Source organism: Pseudomonas sp. RIT-To-2 (assembly GCF_029623465.1).
GTDB classification, from domain to species: Bacteria; Pseudomonadota; Gammaproteobacteria; order Pseudomonadales; family Pseudomonadaceae; genus Aquipseudomonas; species Aquipseudomonas silvicola.
In genome coordinates this window covers 54,599-74,190 of the sequence record NZ_JAPYKM010000034.1, presented here as the reverse complement: position 1 = coordinate 74,190, position 19,592 = coordinate 54,599, and the positions used below count along the sequence as shown (strand labels likewise).

General features: G+C 64.8%; 13 protein-coding genes and 1 rRNA gene. 1 reads left to right on the top strand and 13 read right to left on the bottom strand.

Features of this window, described 5'->3' with window-relative positions:
* The first annotated feature begins 62 nt into the window (after positions 1 to 62).
* A 5S ribosomal RNA gene (gene rrf, locus QBK88_RS24615) occupies positions 63 to 178 on the top strand.
* Positions 179 to 528: 350 nt separating this feature from the next.
* Here rrf and mqo read toward each other — a convergent pair.
* The 13 genes from mqo to tagH form a co-directional block, all read right to left on the bottom strand.
* Complete coding sequence (mqo, locus tag QBK88_RS24610; protein ID WP_277964055.1) at positions 529 to 2,181, bottom strand: malate dehydrogenase (quinone); 1,653 nt, start codon at positions 2,179 to 2,181, stop codon at positions 529 to 531.
* Positions 2,182 to 2,653: 472 nt separating this feature from the next.
* Positions 2,654 to 3,577, bottom strand: a complete 924-nt coding sequence (gene tagQ / locus QBK88_RS24605; protein WP_277964054.1) for a type VI secretion system-associated lipoprotein TagQ — start codon at positions 3,575 to 3,577, stop codon at positions 2,654 to 2,656.
* 89 nt (positions 3,578 to 3,666) lie between these two features.
* Positions 3,667 to 5,319 (bottom strand): formylglycine-generating enzyme family protein, encoded by a 1,653-nt coding sequence (locus tag QBK88_RS24600; protein WP_445764993.1) that lies wholly within the window; start codon positions 5,317 to 5,319, stop codon positions 3,667 to 3,669.
* Positions 5,320 to 5,362: 43 nt separating this feature from the next.
* Positions 5,363 to 6,544 (bottom strand): FtsX-like permease family protein, encoded by a 1,182-nt coding sequence (locus QBK88_RS24595; protein WP_268146549.1) that lies wholly within the window; start codon positions 6,542 to 6,544, stop codon positions 5,363 to 5,365.
* A complete protein-coding gene (locus QBK88_RS24590) occupies positions 6,544 to 7,245 on the bottom strand; it encodes an ABC transporter ATP-binding protein (protein WP_277964057.1) in 702 nt (233 codons plus the stop codon). Before QBK88_RS24590 ends, QBK88_RS24595 begins: the two co-directional genes overlap by 1 nt.
* Positions 7,245 to 10,187 (bottom strand): serine/threonine-protein kinase, encoded by a 2,943-nt coding sequence (locus QBK88_RS24585; protein WP_277964053.1) that lies wholly within the window; start codon positions 10,185 to 10,187, stop codon positions 7,245 to 7,247. Before QBK88_RS24585 ends, QBK88_RS24590 begins: the two co-directional genes overlap by 1 nt.
* A gap of 10 nt (positions 10,188 to 10,197) precedes the next feature.
* Complete coding sequence (locus QBK88_RS24580; protein ID WP_445764991.1) at positions 10,198 to 10,926, bottom strand: PP2C family protein-serine/threonine phosphatase; 729 nt, start codon at positions 10,924 to 10,926, stop codon at positions 10,198 to 10,200.
* Positions 10,927 to 11,580 carry a type VI secretion system-associated protein TagF gene (gene tagF, locus QBK88_RS24575; protein ID WP_277964052.1) on the bottom strand — a complete coding sequence of 218 codons (654 nt, stop codon included), beginning with the start codon at positions 11,578 to 11,580 and terminating at the stop codon, positions 10,927 to 10,929.
* A complete protein-coding gene (gene tssM, locus QBK88_RS24570) occupies positions 11,577 to 15,080 on the bottom strand; it encodes a type VI secretion system membrane subunit TssM (protein WP_277964051.1) in 3,504 nt (1,167 codons plus the stop codon). Before tssM ends, tagF begins: the two co-directional genes overlap by 4 nt.
* On the bottom strand, positions 15,077 to 16,357 hold the full coding sequence (locus tag QBK88_RS24565) for a DotU family type VI secretion system protein (RefSeq protein ID WP_277964050.1): 1,281 nt from the start codon (positions 16,355 to 16,357) through the stop codon (positions 15,077 to 15,079). Before QBK88_RS24565 ends, tssM begins: the two co-directional genes overlap by 4 nt.
* 6 nt (positions 16,358 to 16,363) lie before the next feature.
* Entirely contained in the window at positions 16,364 to 17,698 is a 1,335-nt protein-coding gene (gene tssK, locus QBK88_RS24560) for a type VI secretion system baseplate subunit TssK (RefSeq protein ID WP_268146537.1), read from the bottom strand.
* 15 nt (positions 17,699 to 17,713) lie between these two features.
* Entirely contained in the window at positions 17,714 to 18,196 is a 483-nt protein-coding gene (tssJ, locus tag QBK88_RS24555; protein ID WP_277964049.1) for a type VI secretion system lipoprotein TssJ, read from the bottom strand.
* Positions 18,197 to 18,246: 50 nt separating this feature from the next.
* Complete coding sequence (gene tagH, locus QBK88_RS24550) at positions 18,247 to 19,584, bottom strand: type VI secretion system-associated FHA domain protein TagH (RefSeq protein WP_268146533.1); 1,338 nt, start codon at positions 19,582 to 19,584, stop codon at positions 18,247 to 18,249.
* Positions 19,585 to 19,592 lie beyond the last annotated feature (8 nt).

Sequence of the window (19,592 nt, the reverse complement as noted above, 5' to 3'; positions counted from 1 at the left end):
TAGTAGAAGCTCCTACATTTTTGGCTGACACGTCCCTGGTGACGGGTTGGCACACAGAATTTCTTGACGACCATAGAGCATTGGAACCACCTGATCCCATCCCGAACTCAGCAGTGAAACGATGCATCGCCGATGGTAGTGTGGGGTTTCCCCATGTGAGAGTAGGTCATCGTCAAGATTGAATTCCGAAACCCCCAGTTGCCAGCGCAACTGGGGGTTTTGTCTTTTCAGGGGCCGCCACACGTTGACCCCGACCATTGCTGCAGGCGCTGGCTTGGCAACGAGCCTCCAGGCTCCTGCAAGCGCGCTAGCCAAGCCCGCCGCCATAAGGCAGCTCAACACCTCCCATGACGCTCCATACCAAGCCAGGCGCGCGCCCAGCAAGCGCCACAAGCTGCCCGTAGCCAGCGCGCTCGTAGCCTCCCTGCCGAAGAGGCAAAAAAAAATCCGATGCCAGTGCATGGCATCGGATTTTCCAAGCGCTGCTGAAGTATCAGGCAGCGCGTGTGCTCAGGTGCTGAAGGGGCTTTACAGCGCCATGTCCTGAGCCGGTTTGCTTTCCTGAGGTGCAGCCGGCTTGGCCGGCGCAGCGTTGGCAGCCGGGTAGGCAGCCGCGTCGATCACCGGTGGCTTGCTCAGTTGCAGGATGTCAGCGGTGTAGTCCCACTCTTGCTGAACGCGCGCTGGCGAGTCATTGAGCTTGGTACCGTAGCTAGGAACAATCTGGTGCATCTTTTCCTGCCAGGCAGGCGTGGCAACCTGGTCCTTGAATACCTTCTCCAGCACATCGATCATGATCGGTGCGGCAGTCGAAGCACCCGGGGAGGCGCCCAGCAGGCCAGCGATCGAGCGGTCCTGGGAATACACGACCTCGGTACCCAGCTTCAACACACCGCCTTTCTCGGGGTCACGCTTGATGATCTGCACGCGCTGGCCGGCTTGCCACAAGCGCCAGTCTTCTTTCTTGGCGTGCGGGAAGTACTCCTTCAGTGCGTTGAAGCGGTCGTCATCCGACATCATCAACTGGCCAGCCAGGTATTCGATCAGCGGGTACTGCTCGACGCCTACCTTGGTCATCGGCCACACGTTATGGGGCGTGGTCGTCGACAGCAGGTCGAAGTACGAGCCATTCTTGAGGAATTTGGTGGAGAAGGTCGCGAATGGCCCGAACAGGATCATGCGCTTGCCGTCCAGCACGCGGGTGTCCAGGTGCGGCACGGACATGGGTGGTGCACCGGTCGAAGCGATACCGTAGGCCTTGGCCATGTGCTGCATGGCGATGTCCTGGTTGTCGGTCACCAGGAACGAGCCACCTACCGGGAAGCCAGCGTAATCGCGGGCCTCAGGAATATCGGCTTTTTGCAGCAGCTTCAACGCGCCACCGCCGGCCCCGATGAACACGAATTTCGCGTCCGTGCCGTGGGTGGTGCCGTCTTTCAGGTTTTTGTATTCGACGTGCCAGCCGCCGTCCTTGTTGCGGGTGATCTCTTCGACTTCGCTGGACAGCTTCAGGCTGAAGTTAGGCTTGGTCTGCAGGGCGGCCACGTACTGGCGAGTGACTTCACCCCAGTTCGCGTCGGTACCGATCGGCGTCCAGGTGGCCGCGATCTTCTGGTTGGGGTCTCGCCCTTCCATCATCAGCGGAACCCACTGCTTGATCTGCGCCTGGTCTTCGCTGTACTGCATGCCAGCGAACAGCGGGCTGCGTTGCAGTGCCTCGTAGCGGGCCTTGAGGAACTTGACGTTGTCGTCGCCCCACATGAAGCTCATGTGCGGGGTGGTGTTGATGAACGAGTGCGGGTTCTTCAACACGCCCGACTTGACCTGCCAGGCCAGGAACTGACGGGTAACCTGGAACGCCTCGTTGATCTCGATCGCCTTGGCGATTTCGATCTTGCCGTCCTTGCCGTAGGGCGTGTAGTTGGACTCGGCCAGAGCAGAGTGGCCGGTACCGGCGTTGTTCCAGCCGTTGGAGCTTTCTTCGGCAACGCCGTCCAGGCGCTCTACCATCTCCAGGGTCCAGCCCGGCTCGAGCTCGTTGAGCCAGACGCCCAGGGTGGCGCTCATGATGCCGCCGCCGACCAGCAACACGTCGACTTTCTTGGACTCTTCCGCGTGTGCCTGCATCAGGCCCATCGACAAGGCAAGGCCCAACAAGGCCTTGTTCGGTTTCTTCAACATACTGTGATTTCCAGGATAGAAGCTCATCCGCCCGCCCGCTGCGAACGCGCGGTTTCCTGGCTCACGGGTTGCCACAAAGTCGGGCAGTCGATGACAGGCGGGGTGGACATACAAGGCCGATAAACGGTATCGCCCTCACTCTCATGCCCCCTGCGCTGACTTCTTGTAGGTTGTCTTCAGCTGCTTGAGAAACAATGAATACTTGGCTCCGCTTCGATGCGTGAACATGAAGAAGCTGAGGCAAAGGTAAAATTTTGCTCACATTAGCGGCTCCGCGAGGGCAATACAATCCTGGGGTGCGTCTATTTGCCACTAGGCGTGGAGGGTAGTTAAACGTTTTAGCTTTTTTACTGCCCTGGTCACTGTCCAGCGCGGGCATCTACCGCATGCGAACAACACGATCGCAGTCGGTAGCGCACAAAAAAGCCCCGGTTGCTCACGCAACCGGGGCTTTTTCAGTTAAGGGGCTCTATCAAGCCTTGCAGCTGTCCGGCGCCCAGTCACCCATGTCAGGGCTGCTGCACACCTTGGCCATCAGGCTCTGGCCGTTGGCCGCCACCTGCTTGCCTTCAGCCTGCTTGGCCTGCGCGTTCTGCAGGCTCTTCTCGGTCGTTACCGCTTCGGTCGGCACGTTCTTGGCAGCCGGCTTCTTGACCTTGGCCTTGGTCTTGGAAGTGGCCTTGACCGGCGCGGTATCCGCTGCTGCTACGGTGACCACGTCCTGGCGCTGCACGCCAACCTGTTGCAGGTCTTTCTCGTAAGCCTGGCTGTAGGAGTCCACATCCTGGGTAGCCTTGCCGTTCGCGGCGACGATCAGCTGGTTGCTTTCACGCAGGCCCGAGACGATCTCAGCCAGGCGACGACGGCCTTCAGTGTCGCTGATGGTCTTGGCCTTGCGGGCCGAGATCAGACGGTCGAATTCGGCCTGGTAGCAGGTCTGGGATGCCTTGGCGTAGGCGATGTTACGGTCCATGGACTGGCTGCTGCTGTCCAGGTCGGTGGCATAGGAGCCGATTCGCTGTTTGTCATCAGTGATCTGCTTCTGTTTCTGGGTGTAGTAGCCCACCGCGCCACCGGCCAGTGCGCCGCCGGCGACACCGATGGCAGCGTTACGGCCCATCTTCTCCTTGTCACCGGCCAGTGCGCCGGTCACGCCGCCCAGCAGGCCGCCGACGACCGCGCCGGTAGCGACCGACTTGGTTACGTCCGAATCAGTGCTGCGCAGGTGTTCCACGGGCTCGTAGCAAGTGGGGTAGTACTCGACCTTGGTGGTCTGGGCCACCTTGGAGGTCGGCGAGCTGGCACAGCCGCCCAGTACGAGGGTAAAGCTGGTAGCGATCAGCAGAGCACTGCGGCGCGCACCGGCGGCCGCGAAAGTGTTGAGGGTCGAACGCATGATGGGTATCTCTTCCTTTGGTTTGTCTATCCTGGCCGGGCTGCCACCATGGCTGCCCGCCCTTGCACGCTCACTCGTCAGCCCGGCCATCACTTCTTGCCGGACTGGGCGAGCAGTTCCTTCAAAATCACCGCTGGGTCGGCACGCTGCTGCTTGCGGTAGTTGCCGACATGGGTGACGAATAATGTGGCGCGCGCTACCAGGCTCTTGCCCAGCACCGGCTTGCGCCCCAGTTCTTCCTTGACTCGTTGAAATTGCGCCTGGATCACCGCATCGGTGTAGCGGGTACCGGTGGCCAGGTTGTCGATATAGATCGCCACGGCACCATCCAGGGCGCTGCGCCCGTTGTCGATGGCCGAGCCGATCAGGTCAGCGCTGGCCTGGTCCTTCATCGCCAGGGCCTTGTCGCGGGTGGTGCGCAGGTTGGTGAGGCGAATGTTGTAGTTGTTGATGGTCTCGGCCACCAATGCCGAAGACTGGATCAGGTTGCCCGCCGCTTCCTCGCGCTGCTTGGCGATCAGCGAGACGTTGCGCTTGAGCTCTTCGTTGACCAACCCAAGCTCTGCCTGCAGGCGCGGATCGACACTGGCGGCGATGATGCCGTCCAGGCGCTTGGTCGGGTCCTGGGCGTCGTCGATGGCATCGGTGAGCGAGGCCAGGCGACCTTCCTTCTGCCATTGCGCGAACAGTTCGCTGTAGCGCGACCGCGGCGCCGCCAGGGCGCCCAGTGCCACGCGAAAGCCGGTGGTCTCATTGCGTTGCTCGGTACCATCGGCAGCAAACAACGGGTATTCCCGACGCATGCCGGTGAACAGCGTCATCTCGCCTTCCAGATAGTTGCCGCCCTTGACCACGAAGCCGCCATAGGTGCCCTGGCGCCGCCCGGCGCTGACCAGCTGGAACGACTCCTGGACCATTTCCGCGGCATTTCCGATCACGTCGAACAGACCGATGGGGTTGGGCAGCTTGGTGCCAATGGGCAGCAGCCGTGCGCCCTGGCCGGTACCCCCCGCCACTTGGCTGAACACTGCATAGTCGGCCAGGGGGGCGTCCTCGTCGCTGCCTTCCTTGTGCCGGGGAAACAGCCGGCCTTCCAGTTCCTGGCGGCTGACCGCCTGGCCGCCCCGTGCGGCGTATTCCCACTCTACTTCCGTGGGCAGGCGCACGAAGCCCAGGCCACCGTCCTCGGCACTGGTGCCGCGGCCACTGACCGGTAGCAGGTCACGGTGGTACTTCATCAGCCAGGCGCTGTATACCGCCGCGAAGCGCTCAGCCTCGAAGTGCGAGAGCATGACCTTGGGCAGGCGCCCGGCCATGGCATCGTCGGCCTCGCAGGCCGGGGGTGCTTCGCCGCTGGCCAGCGATTGCGCTTGCGCCATCACCTGGGCGTACTGACGGGCCGTGACTTCGTATTTGCCGACGAAGTACAGCATGGGCTTGAGCGGGTTGCCCGCGCCGCTCTTGGGCAGCAAGGGGACAAGCGTCTTGCGCCAGTCTTCGGCCAGGTCGTTGAGCGTGAACTGGCCGTTGATGTAGTCGCGTCGGTACCCGGAAATGAAGGACTGCTTGTAGCCGGCCTCACCCTCGCTGAAGGGATAGCCCAGGTTGATCTCGCGGTCGTCCAGCGGGCCGTTGGCCAACACATAGACGTAGCGGAATACCATTTCGCCGCCGCATGGCAGCGGCAGGCTGACGTCATCGGGCAATGGCTTGGGGTTGTCGAACTTGTTGTCGTCGGCCATGGCCAGCGAACTGGCAGCCACCAGCGCAGCGAGTGCCCAGTGTTTAAACATCGCGGATTCCTTGTGCGGCCTGCAGGCGTGTGACTCGCCAGCCACCGGCCGTGGCAGCCACCAGGCTGACCACGAGGATCGCCAACAGGGCGATGACCAAGTGCACGGGCAGCAGGCGGCTGGCCAGTTGATCGAAAAATGCATTGAGGATGGCGGCACCTGCGGCATACAGCAGCGCGGCCAGCAGGGCCGCGAGCAAGGCGCTGTAGAGCGCCTGCAGCAGGACAAAGGCGAGCAGGGCGGTGGTCCGCAGGCCCAGTAGCCGAAGTACCGACAGGGCACGTCGCTTGCGCTCCACGGCGGCCAGGGTGCCGGCAGCGGTGGCTGCGAACGCACCGCCGCAGGCCAAGCCGGCGATCAGCCAGAAAACAGTGGATAAGCGCCGGCTCAGGGCCTGCACCTGTTCGATCGCGCCTGCCTGGGTGGCCACGGTCACCCCCAACCCGGCGAAGTACTGACGCAGCGGCTCCACCGCCGCCAGGTCCCGTGCATACAGACGGAAGGCGGGGTAGATGCGCTCGCCGCCGGGCGCGCTGCCCGCCCAGCCCAACGCGGGCACGGCGCGCCCGTCGCGGTAATCTTCGGCGGCTTCCAGCAGTGCCAAGGGGGCGAAGACCGCGTCCCGTTGAAAGGCTGCGATCGGCAGTATTGCTGTTACCCGCAGCGTCACACGGTGGACTTGCACTTGGCCGGCGTCCTGCCGAGTGATCAACGCAACCAGTGCCTGGCCCGCCTGGGCATGCAGTTTCTGCGCGGTGGTCTGGCTCAACAGCACGTCCTGGATACCCGTGGGTGCTGTCAGGTGGCCCAACAGCGGGTCGCCAGCGGCTGTGGGAATCATTTCCACCGCCAACGTTTTGCCTTCAGGGTCTAGCAGGTCGGCGGTGGCGGCGATCTGCCGGGTGCGGGGCAGGGCGAAGGCCACGTCCGGTCGGGTGGCAAACGCCTCGATGTCGCCGGCGCTGAAACGGCCACCTGCCAATGGGATGATTTCGCGCACGCCCGGATCTTGCTGCAAGCGTTCGGTCAGTTCGCCGATCAGGCCGAATTTGAGTCCGAACAGCAGCAGCAGGGGTGTGACTACCGCGACCAGGGCCAATACCGCGCACAGCGACAGGCGCCACTCATCACGCCAATCCTGCCAGGCCAGTGCCGCGATCAATGACAGGCGCATCAGGGCTGCACCACGCGTGCGGTGACGCCGCCATCGGCGTCGCGGGCCATGGCCAGGTGCAACAAGGGCAGGCCACTGCGGCGCGCCAGTCGTTCATCGTGCGTGGCCACCACACGGGTAGCCCCCAGCTCGCCGGCCTGGGCCAGCAACAATTGCATTACCCGCTCAGCATTGATCGGGTCCAGCGAGGCGGTGGGCTCATCGGCCAGCAGCAGTTGTGGCGCATGGGCCAGGGCCCGGGCACAGCTGGCCCGCTGGCGCTGGCCGACAGACAACTGCGCGGGCTTTTTACCCAAGTGTTCGGTAATGTCCAGGCGCTCGGCCAGGCGCTCGACGCTACCGTCGTCCGGCAAGCCCAGCAGCGCACGGGGCAGGTTGATGTTCGCCTGCACGCTGGCAAACCCCAGCAGGCCGCCGGTCTGCAGCACATAGCCCAGGTGGCGGCTGCGCAAATCGGCGAGGGTATCGTGGCGCTTGTCCTGCCACAGTCGGGCAATATCAGCGTCGCAGAAGCGAAAGTGCGCAGCCTGTTGCGGCGCGGCCACCAGCGCCAGCAAGTCGAGCAAGGTGCTCTTGCCGCAGCCGCTTGGGCCAACCAGGGCATATTGCTGGCCTGCGGCCAGACACAGCTGTTCCACCACCAGGCTGTAGCGCTGGGCCCCCTGGCCCCGCGTGATTCGTACGTCGCGCAGGTCCAGGATCATGGCAGTGTCGACAGCGGTACGCGGTACAGGGCGTCACCTGGCTCGGCATCACCGAAGCGCACCCAGTTGGCCAGGTCGTTGTGGAAGGTTTCGTAGAGCTGGATCTTGGACTCCAGCTCGTCGATGAAATCCTCTTGCTCGGCGACCGACAGCGACAGCCACAGGTCCTGGGTCATGGTCAGGGCCTTGCTGCGGTATGGCAGGCCCTGCAGGTATTCGCCCAGCACGCCGCCATCGGCCAGGTTGGCGCCGCTGCGCAGCGCCGACGGGTCGCGGCTCATGTAGGCACTGGCACTGGCGATTTCCTGGAAGAAGTCCTTGGGCGACGTCTGGGTCTTGCGCGCGGCATCGACGATCAGTTTCAGCGACTGTTGCAGGTCGTTGAGCTGCAGCTTGGTCAGCAACACGCACACCTGAAACGCGGGCAGCGTCGGGTTGGTCAAGTCTCGGTCGGCGGTCCAGGCGCTGACCAGTTGTGGCGCGCGGTTGGCGGCACGGTGCCCAAGGAAGTCCATGTGCATGGCATAGCCGATAGCTGCCGACTTGTCCGTCAGGCTTGGCGAGTTGGCCAGCAGCGGTACCGGCGGTTGCTCACTGCGCACCTGGTGCACCAACTGGGCGAACACCGAGCCGATTTCGCCTACCCGCTCGCCGAATCGCTGCACGTCGCCACCGGGGATCGGCACGTACAGGTCGCCGATCCGCGGGTTGGGGTCGGTAGTCAGTACCCGGTACTGCTGTTCGGCCGAAGCATGGTTTTTCTTGCCCGCATCAGTCAGCAGGTGCAGGGCAAAAATCTTGATCTGTTTGTTCAGCGCAGCCTGGCGTACCTCGGCTTCGTTCAGGTGCGTGCTGCTCAGCGGGTCAGCCTTGCGCAAAGCGCCGGCATCGCTGACCAGCAGGATCAGCCTGCCGCCATAGGGGGACCAGTCCATCCCCTGCACCGCCTGCATCACCCCGGCGAATGCGTCTTCGTTGAAGGACTGGCTGGAGACCGTGGTGGCTTTCACCTGGCGAGCCAGGTCCAGGAACCGCTGAGGGTCGCGGCCCTGGTCCAGGGGAATCAGGATCTTGGTGAGGTAGCCCAGGCCGGGGGTCTTCTCGATGTTGTTGCGAAAACCCACCATACCGAAGCTGACATTGTTCAGTTCGCCTTGCTGGGCAATCTGCTGTTGCAGGGTATGTACCACTGCCGTGATCTGGTCGATGTAGGGCTGCATCGACACGGACGTGTCCACCACCAGCACCACCGCCGTGCGGAAGGCATCAGTGCTGGCCGCGGTCGCCGGCCCTTCGGTACGGGCCTGAGCGCTGGTGCCGGGGTCGATGGAGGCGATATTGAGCAATTGCACCGGCTGGCCGTTTTCGTCGAAGCTTTCGCGCGAATCGAAAATCGGCAGCAGGTAGAACTTGTCCTGGGGAATCGCGCTGGTCCCCGGTTCCAGTGCCATCACCAGCTTGCCATCACCCTGGCCAGCCTGGTCCAGAGCCCGGCGTGCGGCGGCCGGGTCGGCCAGCAGGCGCTCGACGCTAGTGGCATCGTGCAGGAACATCACTGGCGCCCGGCCGGAGCGTTCGGTGAACTTCAATACCAGGCTCTGTTTCCAGTCGCTGGCCTGGTCGGCGGCTAGCCAGCCATCGCTGTGGCCCTCGGTACCGGCACCCACGCGCAGCCATTGAGTGCCTTCCACATCCTTGCGCTGGTACACGTAAAGTACCGAAAACGCCGGCAGCGGCTTGTTGCCTTGGCTGCCCGGGGCCTCGGCCAGTGTGGCGCCAGGCTTGCTCAGAATGCGCTGGAACAGGGTTTTCTTGCCTGCCATCAGCAAGGGGCGATGACCACCATCCTGCTCGGTGCTGGCGGTTGCGGGAGGTGGTTGCACGGGTGCGTGGGCAGGTACTTGCTGGCGCGCAACCGGCTCGGGCCCGGCAGTGGTCCTGCCACCAGCCAGCAGCGCATAGCCGCCCCCCCCGATGGCCAGCATCACCGCCACGGCGATAGCGCTCAGCGCTAATATCGGGCGTTTCTTTGCGGCCGCCGGAGCCGGAGAAGGTGCCAGGGGCGCCTTCTTTTCCAACACCAGCGGCGCCGGTGCAGGCACAGCTGTGATCACCGCTGGCTGGACACGCGTGGCGTCGTCCACTTCAGGGGGCAGCTCGTCCAGGGCGGCCAGCAGTGCGTGAGCGTCGGCAAAGCGCTCCGCTGGATCCTTGGCCAGCAGCTTGCCAAGAATGTACTGGTACCGGCCTTGGCTGATCGGCAACTCAGGCAGAGGCTGGGTCAGGTGCGCCAGCGCCGTGGACAACGCATCGTTGCCCACATAGGGCAGTTTGCCTGCGAGCATCTCGTACAGCACCACGCCCAGTGCATAAAGGTCCGCACGGCCATCGATTTCCTGGCCGCGCGCCTGTTCAGGGCTCATGTAGCTGGGCGTGCCCACGGCGAAGCCTGCCTGGGTGAACTGGGTGCGGTCGTCCAGAGACTTGGCGATGCCAAAGTCCGAGAGCACCGCCGTACCGTCGGCACGAAACAGGATGTTGGCCGGCTTCACATCGCGGTGTACCAGCCCCTGGGCGTGGGCGTACCCCAGTGCCGAGGCGATCTGGCGCAGGTAGGTCAGGCCCTGCTCCGGGCTCAGCCCGGTGGCCAGGCGTTCCTTGAGGGTGCCGCTGGGCAGGAACTCCATAGCCATGTAATAGAGCTCGCCCACGTTGCCGATGTCGTGGATGGTGACCGTATTGGGGTGCGACAGGCGCGCCAGAGTGCGGCCCTCGCGCAGGAAGCGTTCGCAGAACGAGGCATCGGCGGCCAGCGCGGCGGCCATGACCTTGAGCGCCACTTTGCGTTCCAGTGAGCGCTGGGTCGCCAGGTACACGGTGGCCATCGCGCCTTCGCCGATTTCACCGTGGATGTCGTAGCCAGGGATGTTGATGTGCATGGTGTGTTCTTCAGCTGGCCTTGATGACGACGGCGGTAATGTTGTCGGGGGCGCCCCGGGTCAGGCCCAGGTGCACCAGGCTGCGGACCACGGCATAGGCATCGCTGTGGCATAGCACGTCGCGTATTTCGTGGTCTTCGGCGGTCTTGTTCAGGCCATCGCTGCACAGCAGGTAGGTGTCGCCGGGCAGGATGTGCAGAAAGGCGCTGTCCAGTTCCAGTTCGTTATCCACGCCGATGGCGCGGGTGACGATGTTGGCCCGTGGGTGCAGGCGCGCTTCAGCGTCTGTCAGCAGGCCGCTGTCCACCAGTTCCTGCACGTAGCTGTGGTCGCGGGAAACACCGGTCAACTGGCCGCCTCGCAGCCGATACAAGCGACTGTCACCGGCCCACAGGCACATGCCCTGGCTGCCACGCACCGCCAGCAGCACGACGGTGCTGCCCATCATGCCGACGCCGCGCAGCTGGGCCTGGTCGCGCACAAGGGTGTTGACTTCGTCCAGTGCCAGGCGCAAGGCGTTGCTGTACACCGGCAATGACGGTGAAGCGGGGATGCGCCGCAAGGCATCGACGATCAAGCTGCTGACGTAGTCCCCGGCGGCATGGCCACCCATGCCGTCGGCCACCGCCCACAGGCCGCTTTCCGGCACGGCCAGGCAGGCGTCTTCATTCACCTGGCGGACCATGCCCACGTGGCTGTAACTGGCGCTCTGGTAATGCTGCACAGGCGTCATGGGCATTTACAGTGGCCCCTGCTGGCTTTGCAGGAAACGCGTAAACACTTCGCTGGCCGGCATGCCCTGGCAACGCAGCAGGCCCGCTGCCACCTGCTGGGAGCCTGTGCCCCACCAGAGACTGGCGCCCTGGCAAGCCCACTGGCCCAGCACTGTCTGGCGAGCGGCGGGCGTTTCGGCACGGCTGCGTTGCAGGCCGGCGAAGTCATCCCAGGGCAGGGCGCTGGTCGTTGCCAGGGCCGGCAGCCCGGCCAGCGCCTGCTCGAAATGTTGAGGCGCGGCCTGCGGCTCGAGGGTGCCCAGCAATGCTTCTTCCACGGCCTCGAACCAGGCCTGAGCGCCCCCGACCAGCGCGCCCAGGTCAGTATCAACTGCCAATGGTCGCGCTACCGTCAGCGGAAAGTAGCGGCCCACGCGATCGACACTGGGCATCAGCACACCGGTCATGGCCTGTTCGCCGCACAACCCCGGCGCCAGCACAAAGCGCCACAGGGGGCTGATCAGGTAAGCATCCAGCCAGGCATCGCCCAACTGCGCCTGGCTGGCGCGCAAGCCAGTCGCCAGCCAGGTGTCCCATGGCTGAATGAAACCCTGAGGCAGGTCGCGGTGGATGAAGTCGCCGAGGCTGGCGAGCTTGCCGTAGAAACCTGCCTGCCTCATAGCCGCTCCGGCAGGCTGAAGCCCGCGACCAGGCGGTTGTTGAACGGGTTGAAGGCGCTGTTGGCTCGCAACTCGTAGGAAATGCTCGCACCGTCTACGCGCAAGCGCAGGGTGAAGCGGTCGGGTGAGCCGGCGCTGGCCAGGTCAGATTGCTGCAGCAGGCGGAACCAGGCCCAGGGCCCGTCCAGGGTCATGCCGGAACGGCCACTGGCCGCGGGTGGCTCGATGGCCAGGCGGACCACGCCGACGCTGTTGGGGTTGGGCCATTGCAGCGCCACGGGGCGGCTGGGGCCATGGTCGTAGCTGATCTGCTGGCCATCCAGGTCAAGGTTGAACTGGTTGATGGTGTTGTCCATGGCCACCGGCTTGAGCTCGAAGCGCACCACCGGCTGAGTGCCACCGGCACGGAAGTAGGCGTCGCGAATGGATGCCGCGCGCTGGAACGTCTGCAGGATGCCAGGCGTGATGCCCAGGCGCTGCGCGGCGCCGGGCTGCCAGCGCCAGGTGGCGGCGGATGTGTCGACGTAGGGTTGCAGGTATTTGCGGAAGTAGCTGTCCATGACCCCGCCCACACCGAAAAACTGGCCGAAGTCGTCCAGCGTGGCGTCCCGGTTGCTGCCGGCCACCAGCGGATAACGGCCGGCCAGCGACTGCCGGTAGACATTCACCACTTCGCTGACCCAGGCGGCATTGAGCTGGTTGCGCACCCCACCCATCATGCTGTTGGTGGTGCTGCTGACCACTGACTTGACCAGACCCTGGACCACTGGCGGCTCGCGCTCGGCGGTCAGGCTCACTCGCGCGGCCGCGGCCGTCGCCTGGTTCTTGGCCTCGCCCAGCAGGGCGTCGCCGCTGGCGCCGACCATGGCGCTGACCTGCACGTACAGAGCATTGAGGTCCGCCAGCAGGCCATCGATAGCGGCCGGTTCGCCGTCGGCCTTGCCCACCAGGCTGTTCAGCTCGGCAAAGTGCGCGCTCACCGGGTCTTCGGTGCTGACGGGGGCTTGCACGGCGGTCACAGGAGCCTGGCCCACCAGCGAACCGAGTTTCTGCTTGAGCTTGTCGACGTTGTTTTCCACCGGTGCCGCGGCTGCGGCCACGGCTTTGTCCATGCCACCCAGGTCGGTTTCACGAGCCACGGCCTGCAGCAGTTTCTTGAGTGGCGAACTGGGCCCGGAGATGACCCGCAGTACATCGGCAGCCTGGGCCACGTTGGTGATGGGCACGAAGTCGATGTCGGCCAGCAGCGCATCCCATTGGCGGATGTAGTCCTGCTGGTACAGGCGGCGCACGTCTGCTGCCAGGCCCACGGCATCCTGTTGCTGCGCTTGGTCCAGGCCCAGCACCCACTGCTCTTCGGCCAAAGCGTTGGATTGGTTCATGCTGGTCAGCAAGAAGGCCTGCTGGTACCCCTTGGCGGTGAAGAAACCGCTCAGAGGGTCGCCCAACGCCTTGCCGCTCTTGCGCACCAGCACCAGGGCGGCGTCGCGGCCGGCCGCTTCGCTGATACGGAAGTCGCCGACCCCGGCGGGCAGTTTCTGGCGTTTGACCCGGTCGTACACGCGCTGGGCCACGGGCAATTGCTGCAACTGGCGACGCAGGTCGTCGATCAGCCGGTCGTCCAGGCGCGCGGCAGGCGGCTGGCGGTCGAACAGGGCTTGCAGGTGCTCGTTGAGCGCCTGGCGCTGGTCAGGCGGCAGGTCGCGGGGCAGGTGCTGTTCCCAGTCCAGGCTGACCCAGGCCTTGATGAAGGCCGGGTCGTAATGGTCACGGTCGGCCAGCATCAGGTAGGCCTTGAGCCCCTCATACAGGAAGTCGGAGTTGCCACCGCCCCGTAGCTGTTCTTCGACACGGCTCACCAGGCGCGGGGCAAACACGGCTACCAGCAGCTTGCGGTAGACGCTGGCGGCTTCGCTTTCCAGCATGTCGCCCTGATACAGGCCCAGGCCTTCGGCCCAGCTCGGCGGGTCGCCTGCCAGGTGTCGAGTCGCGTTGAGCAATGGCAGCACCGACAGCACTTCGCGCTGGGCCGGGGTCAACGCCTGCACGGCCTGGCCCAGGGGGGCGACACGCTGGTCGACCTCGGCGATGTAGGCCTGGTTGGCGCGGTAGCTGGCAGCCCACAGGCCACTAACGATCAGCACCAACGCCACGCTGGCCGCCAATGCACCGCGAGCCAGCCATTTGCGGCGGTGTTCCACGGCGGGGTTATTGCCCACCAGGCCCCGCTCGGCAAAGGCCACGTCGGTGAACAGGCGCTGGATGAAGTAGCTGCGACCGGTCCCGGTCTGGCGCGCCAGGTGCTGACGGTCCAGGTTCATGCTCTGCGCCATGGCGCCGATCAGGCGGTCGATGGGGCTGCCTTCCTGGGTACCGCTGGTGAAGTACACGCCGCGGAGCAACACCCGCGTTTCGAAGGGGTTGGGGCGGAACACCGCCTGCAGGAATTCTTGCAACGTGCTTTTGAGGGCGCTGAACTGCTGGGGGAAACCGTAGATCAGGTCCCGGCGCGCCGGGTCTCGCTCCTGTTGCAGGCGCTCCACCAGCCGCTGGTTCAAGCGCAGTTCCAGGCCCTGGAATTCACCGTCCAGTTGCGCCAGCGGTCCATCACCTTGCTTGCCGTCATCCAGGGCAAAGGTCATGCCCCAGACCTGAGCGCGCTCTTCCTTGCTGAGGTTGTCGAAAAACTCCATGAAGCCCGGTACCAGGTCGAGCTTGGTCAGGGTCAGGTAGATGGGCAGGCGCACGCCCAGCTGGCTATACAACTCCTGAATGCGCGAGCGAATCGCCGCCGCGTGGGCAGCGCGCTCCGCTTCACTGGCCAGCAGCAGGTCGGACAAGCTGATGGCGATGAACGCGCCATCCACGGGGCGCCTGGGCCGCTGGGTCTTGAGCAGGTCGAGGAAGCCCAGCCACGCAGCCTTGTCCACGGTGGCGTGGCTGTCTTGGGTGGTGTACCGCCCGGCAGTGTCCAACAGGACAGCCTGGTCGGTAAACCACCAGTCGCAGTTGCGCGTGCCTCCCACGCCTTGCACGGCGCCGGCACCCATTTGTGCGGCCAGCGGGAAATTCTGGCCGGAGTTGAGCAGGGCAGTGGTCTTGCCCGAGCCAGGCGGGCCGATGATCACGTACCAGGGCAGCTCGTAGAGGCTGCGCTTCTCGTCGCCGCCCAGGCGGGCTTTCTTCAACAAGGCCAAGGCCTCGGCCATGCGTGCCTTGAGGGTGGCCAGCTCTTCGGCTGTGGCGACGCTGGCGGGGTCGGGCGCGGCGTCGGCTTCCAGGCTGGCCAGCACCCTGGCGGCCTGCCGCCGTGCCTGCACAATGCGCCACACCCGGTAGGCCAGCCACGCGCCAAACAGCAGCACGATCAGTGCCCAGCGCCGGGCCTCGGGCACCAGCGCGTCCAGCAATGGGCCGACGAACCAGATCACCAGGCTCAGGGCGAGCAGGCCCAGTACCGGGACAACCCAGCGCACTACAAACGCAAGAACGGCCTTCACTCTACCCCCTCCGCAAACACAGTGATTTCAACCCGGCGGTTACGCGCGCGGCCTTCGGCGGTGGCGTTGGACGCCAGCGGCTCGGTGTCGCTGCGGCCTTCGGCGCTAAAGCGCTCGGCCTGGCCTGTGCGCGCCGCGAGCAGCTGGCGCACTTCTTCGGCCCGGGCCTGGGACAGCTTCCAGTTCGACGGGAAGCGCAGGGTGGCGATGGGGCGGTTATCGCTGTGGCCAGTCACCAGCACCCGGCCCTTGACCTTGCCGATGGCCTCGGCGATGCGCAGCATCAGCGGTTGGAAGTCATCCTTGATGCTGGCGCTGGCGGAGGGGAACAACTCGTCGCCACGGATGGTGACGATAGAGCGGTCGACGGCATCTTCCACTGCCACGCGGCCAGCCCGAACGTCATCGGCCAGGAAGCCGGCCAGGCGTGGTCGCTCGACGATCTTAGGCCGCTGGGTCGGCCGGTCGATGGACTGTACCGGAACATCCCCCAGGGCATGAATGTGCTTGAACACTGGCTCGGCGTCGGCGGCCAGTTTCAAGCGCAGCCCTGTCAGCAACAACAGCAGCAGTGCCACGGCCACGGCCAGGCCCACCCAGGGTGGCAGGAACTGCGCCAGGCGGTCACGGGCAACCTTGGCCCCGCGCCAGTGGGGCGACAGCTCATGTTCGTATTCGCCACGCGCGCTGCGGATGGCAGCGCTGGTGCGTTCGCGCAAGGCGTCCAGTTGGCTGCGGCCGTCGTGCATCACCCGGTAGCGCCCTTCGAAGCCCAGGCAAATGCACAAATACAACAGCTCCAGCTGGTACAGGCGCTCACGTGGGCTTTGCAGGCAGTGGTCAAGCAACTGGAAGACTTTCTCGCCGCCCCAGGCTTCCTTGTGTTCAGTGATCAGCAGGCTCTGCTTGCCCCAGTCGCTGGCGCTGCCCCATGGCGTACTCAGGACCGCCTCGTCCAGGGCCGTGCACAGCACGTAGCGCGCCAGCAGCACATCGTTGCGGGCAATACCGGCGGCTTCGGCGCGCGCTTCGAACTGGCGCAGGCAGGTCAGCAACTGCGCGCGCAGGCTGGCGGGCGCCGGGTGAGCGATGGTGTTGCGCAGGCGCGTAAGCAGTGTCAGCAATGGGCCGGCAGCTTGCTCCAGGGGGTTGAGGCCCTGGGCATCAGCATTGAGCACCGGTGCGCTTGGCACTTGCAGGGGTGGTGTGTCTTGCCCACCGGCCGGGGCGCCGCGGCCACCAGGGCGCGGCATGATCATGGTGCGGTCGTCGTGCATGGCCGGTTACCCTCGTATCGCCCAGAACGCCAGGTCCAGGCCCGGGAACTGCCCGGCGATGTGGAAGGCAAAGCCGCCCGATTGGCGCAATTGCTGCCAGTGTTCGCTGCCGCGGTCCAGTTCGTAGTAAGTGGAGCCGGCGTGATAGGGCAGTTGGCGCGGGGCCACGGGCAACGGCAGCAAGCCGATGCCGGGCAGTTGCAGGTTCACCAGGTCGCGGATGTGCTCAACCGACCCTACCTTGCTCTGCTGGGCGAAGCGTCCGCGAAGGGTTTCCCCAGGTACGTCGGCGCGCACCACCAGAATGAAGCTGGCGTTGTCGATCAGGGTGCGGTCGGCGAGCATCGCCACGTGCACCCCATAAGCTTTCTCGACGATAGGAATCGGCGTGGCCTTGCTGTCCATCAGCATCGAGAGCGCGGCACGCAACGCGAGCATCACCGGCTCGAAACTCGGCGCCAGGTTGTCGTGCTGGTATAGCCCGAAGTCTTCGGGGCGGCGGTTGTCGCTGGCAAACGTGGCGAATTCGCCGGCCAGGCTGACCAGCTCGCTGTACAGCCGCTCGGGGTGCAGGGGGCTCAAGCGTGCAAGATGGGCGACCAGAGGCTGGGCGCGGTTGACCAGTTGCAGCAGCATGAAATCGGCGATTTCCGAGGCGCCACCGGCGTTGCTGGCCACCACCCGGCCGCCCAACGCTTCGCCACGCTGATGCAGCAGGCCTTGCAGTTCCCGGGTAAAGGCGCTGAGCACTTTGCTGGCGGCCACATCCAGTACCGGCGGGATGTAGCGCTCGTCCAGCACCAGCGCGCGGTCGGCACGCTTTTCCACCACTCGCACCACGCCCAGCGCAGCCTGGTCGTCCAGGCCATCCTGATCGGTCAGCAGGCGCAAGGCGCGGTTGCCAACGGCCACGGGGGCGCGGTTCTCGAAGGGGGCATTATCGTCACGCACTTCGCGAACCTGGCTCTGATAACGCGCCGCACCTGCGGCCTCGCCTTCCTCCACAGTGTCGCGCACGCCTGCGCGCTTGAGCGGCAAGGCCAGGTAAACCAGCCCGTCGCGCAGGTGTTCGTCGATATCCAGGGGCGCTGGCGCCGGGTCATCTGCCGGAATGTTGAACGGTGTGCCGTCGGGCAGCAGGCCGCGGGCGCTGAGGATCGCCAGCTTGCCTTGGCCCAGCAATGCCTGGTCAACCAGCAACTCCGAGAAACCCCAGCTACCCGCCACGAATGGCCGGCTGCGGGCGTCGATCAGGGTTTCCAGATAGCGGTCGTGCTGCTGGAAATGCTGCGGGCGCAGGAACATCCCCTCCGACCACACCACTCGATTGTTCCAGGACATGGGTTCTCCTCAGGATTAGGGGGTGACGACCGCGGCGCTGCGCACCGCATTGACGTCGAGGCTGATCTGCAATTCACCGCCTTCGCCGGGCGCTACCGCAATCACGTCGCGCCACAACGCCTGGTCAAGGGCGCGATAGCCCACCACCAAGCCGAGGTGACGGGTACCTGGGTTCAGGTGGCGGGTGACCTGGCGGTATTCACCGGGCTGCACCAGCACTTCATCCTGGTCCAGCAGGTCGCTGCCCAAGGTGGCCTGGGCACGGTCGGCCAGGGCGAAATAATCGGCCCGGGAAAACACCGCAGCGTTCTTCAGCTCGTACAGCCGCACGCGCACGGGGGCTGGCTGGCCGTCCGCGCCGGGGTTGAGCCCGGCGATGGCCTGCAGGTGCAATACCAGGGGCGCCGCGGACGTATCGGCCACCGCGGGCGCCGGGTCCTTGGCACAGGCTGCCAGCAGCAGGGTCGCCGCAACGGCCAGTAAAACGCTGATCCTCATCCTTTGTCCTCAATGACAACTGCTACGTATCCGTTTGTTCCTGTTGCCGCTCAGGGGCGACGCAGTCGGCTGGTGTGTTCCTCGTAGGCGCGGCTGAATTCGCGGCCGAACAGGTCGTGGAAATCGTCCTCGGCTTCGCCGGCGATCTGCTGGTAAAGCTCGGTGAATTGCTGCCAGTAGCGCGCCTGCCGCGAGCCGGCCAGCAACCCGGCCAGCCCCCCGGGGCTTTCCAGCCGGGCTTGCAGTGCGGCGGGTTCGAAACGCTTGAGCAGGTGGCCGATGGCGGCCTGCACCCCCGCCATCACCGCCAACTGATGAGCCTTGAGGTCTGCAAAGCTGTCGGTGATGGCCTGCTCGGGGGCCATGAATGCCTGGTTGCCATGGCGCAGCAACAGCAGCAGGGCTTCGTCGGCATTGGGGGCGAACTTCAGTGGGTTGTTTTCCACTGGGCGGATCAGAGTCTGCTGCATACGGAACTCGCCCTTGAGGCTGGCCCGTGCGCGCAATACGTCGATAAGCCCTTCAACCATCAGCCGATAACTGCGACCCAGGTTTTCCATCTGGGCCGCGGCCTGTTGGTCGTCGATGCGCAACTGGCCCAGGCCAGCGCCACGCAGAAACGCCTGCAGTGACGCATCGCCGGTGCCCGGTTGGGGCGCTGGCGGCGTGGCCGCCGTCTGTAACGGCTCGGGAGGCAGGGCAACGTGCTGCGCAACGGGCTCAGGCGTGGGCTGGGGTTGGGGCGCCGGGGTATTGCCCAGCAAGTCCCAGCCCTCGGGAATCAAGGCGGCCGGTTGCCGCGGCTCCGGCACAGGTGCCGGTGCGGTTGGTTGGGGCGGGGTAAACGCATGCTGCTGGGCCGGTACATGGTCTGGCTGGGTGGCAGGTGCCAAAGGCGCAGGGGCGAGAAAATCGAACAGGTCGGGCAAGGTGTCGCCGGCCGAGGCCTGCTCGAATTGAGCGGGCAGGCGCACGGGGCTTGCCGGCTGGGCCTGCGCACCCATCAACGCATCGAAACTGATGGCTTCACTGTTATGGCTAGCACTATCACCCATGAACGCAAGTTCTGCGCTGATACTGGCCTGTATCTCGTAATCGCCGATACGAATAACTTCGCCGTCAACAAGACGCTCGCTGTTCCCTCTGCGCAAACGGATAGCTGAGGTGACCAGTTCCACTCCATTTGTACTGTTATCGGTCAGCAGGTAATTGCCGTCACGATATTGAACAGTGCAGTGGCTAGTTGATATCAGTCGTTCAGGGTCTGGTAATACCCAATCATTCTCGGGGCCGCGGCCTATTTTCAGGACGCCACTGTCCAGCATCACTTCCGAACATTGGCCGGGCGTGATCTTGTGATAGCTGGTAATTGTCAAACGCAGTGACATCGAGCCTC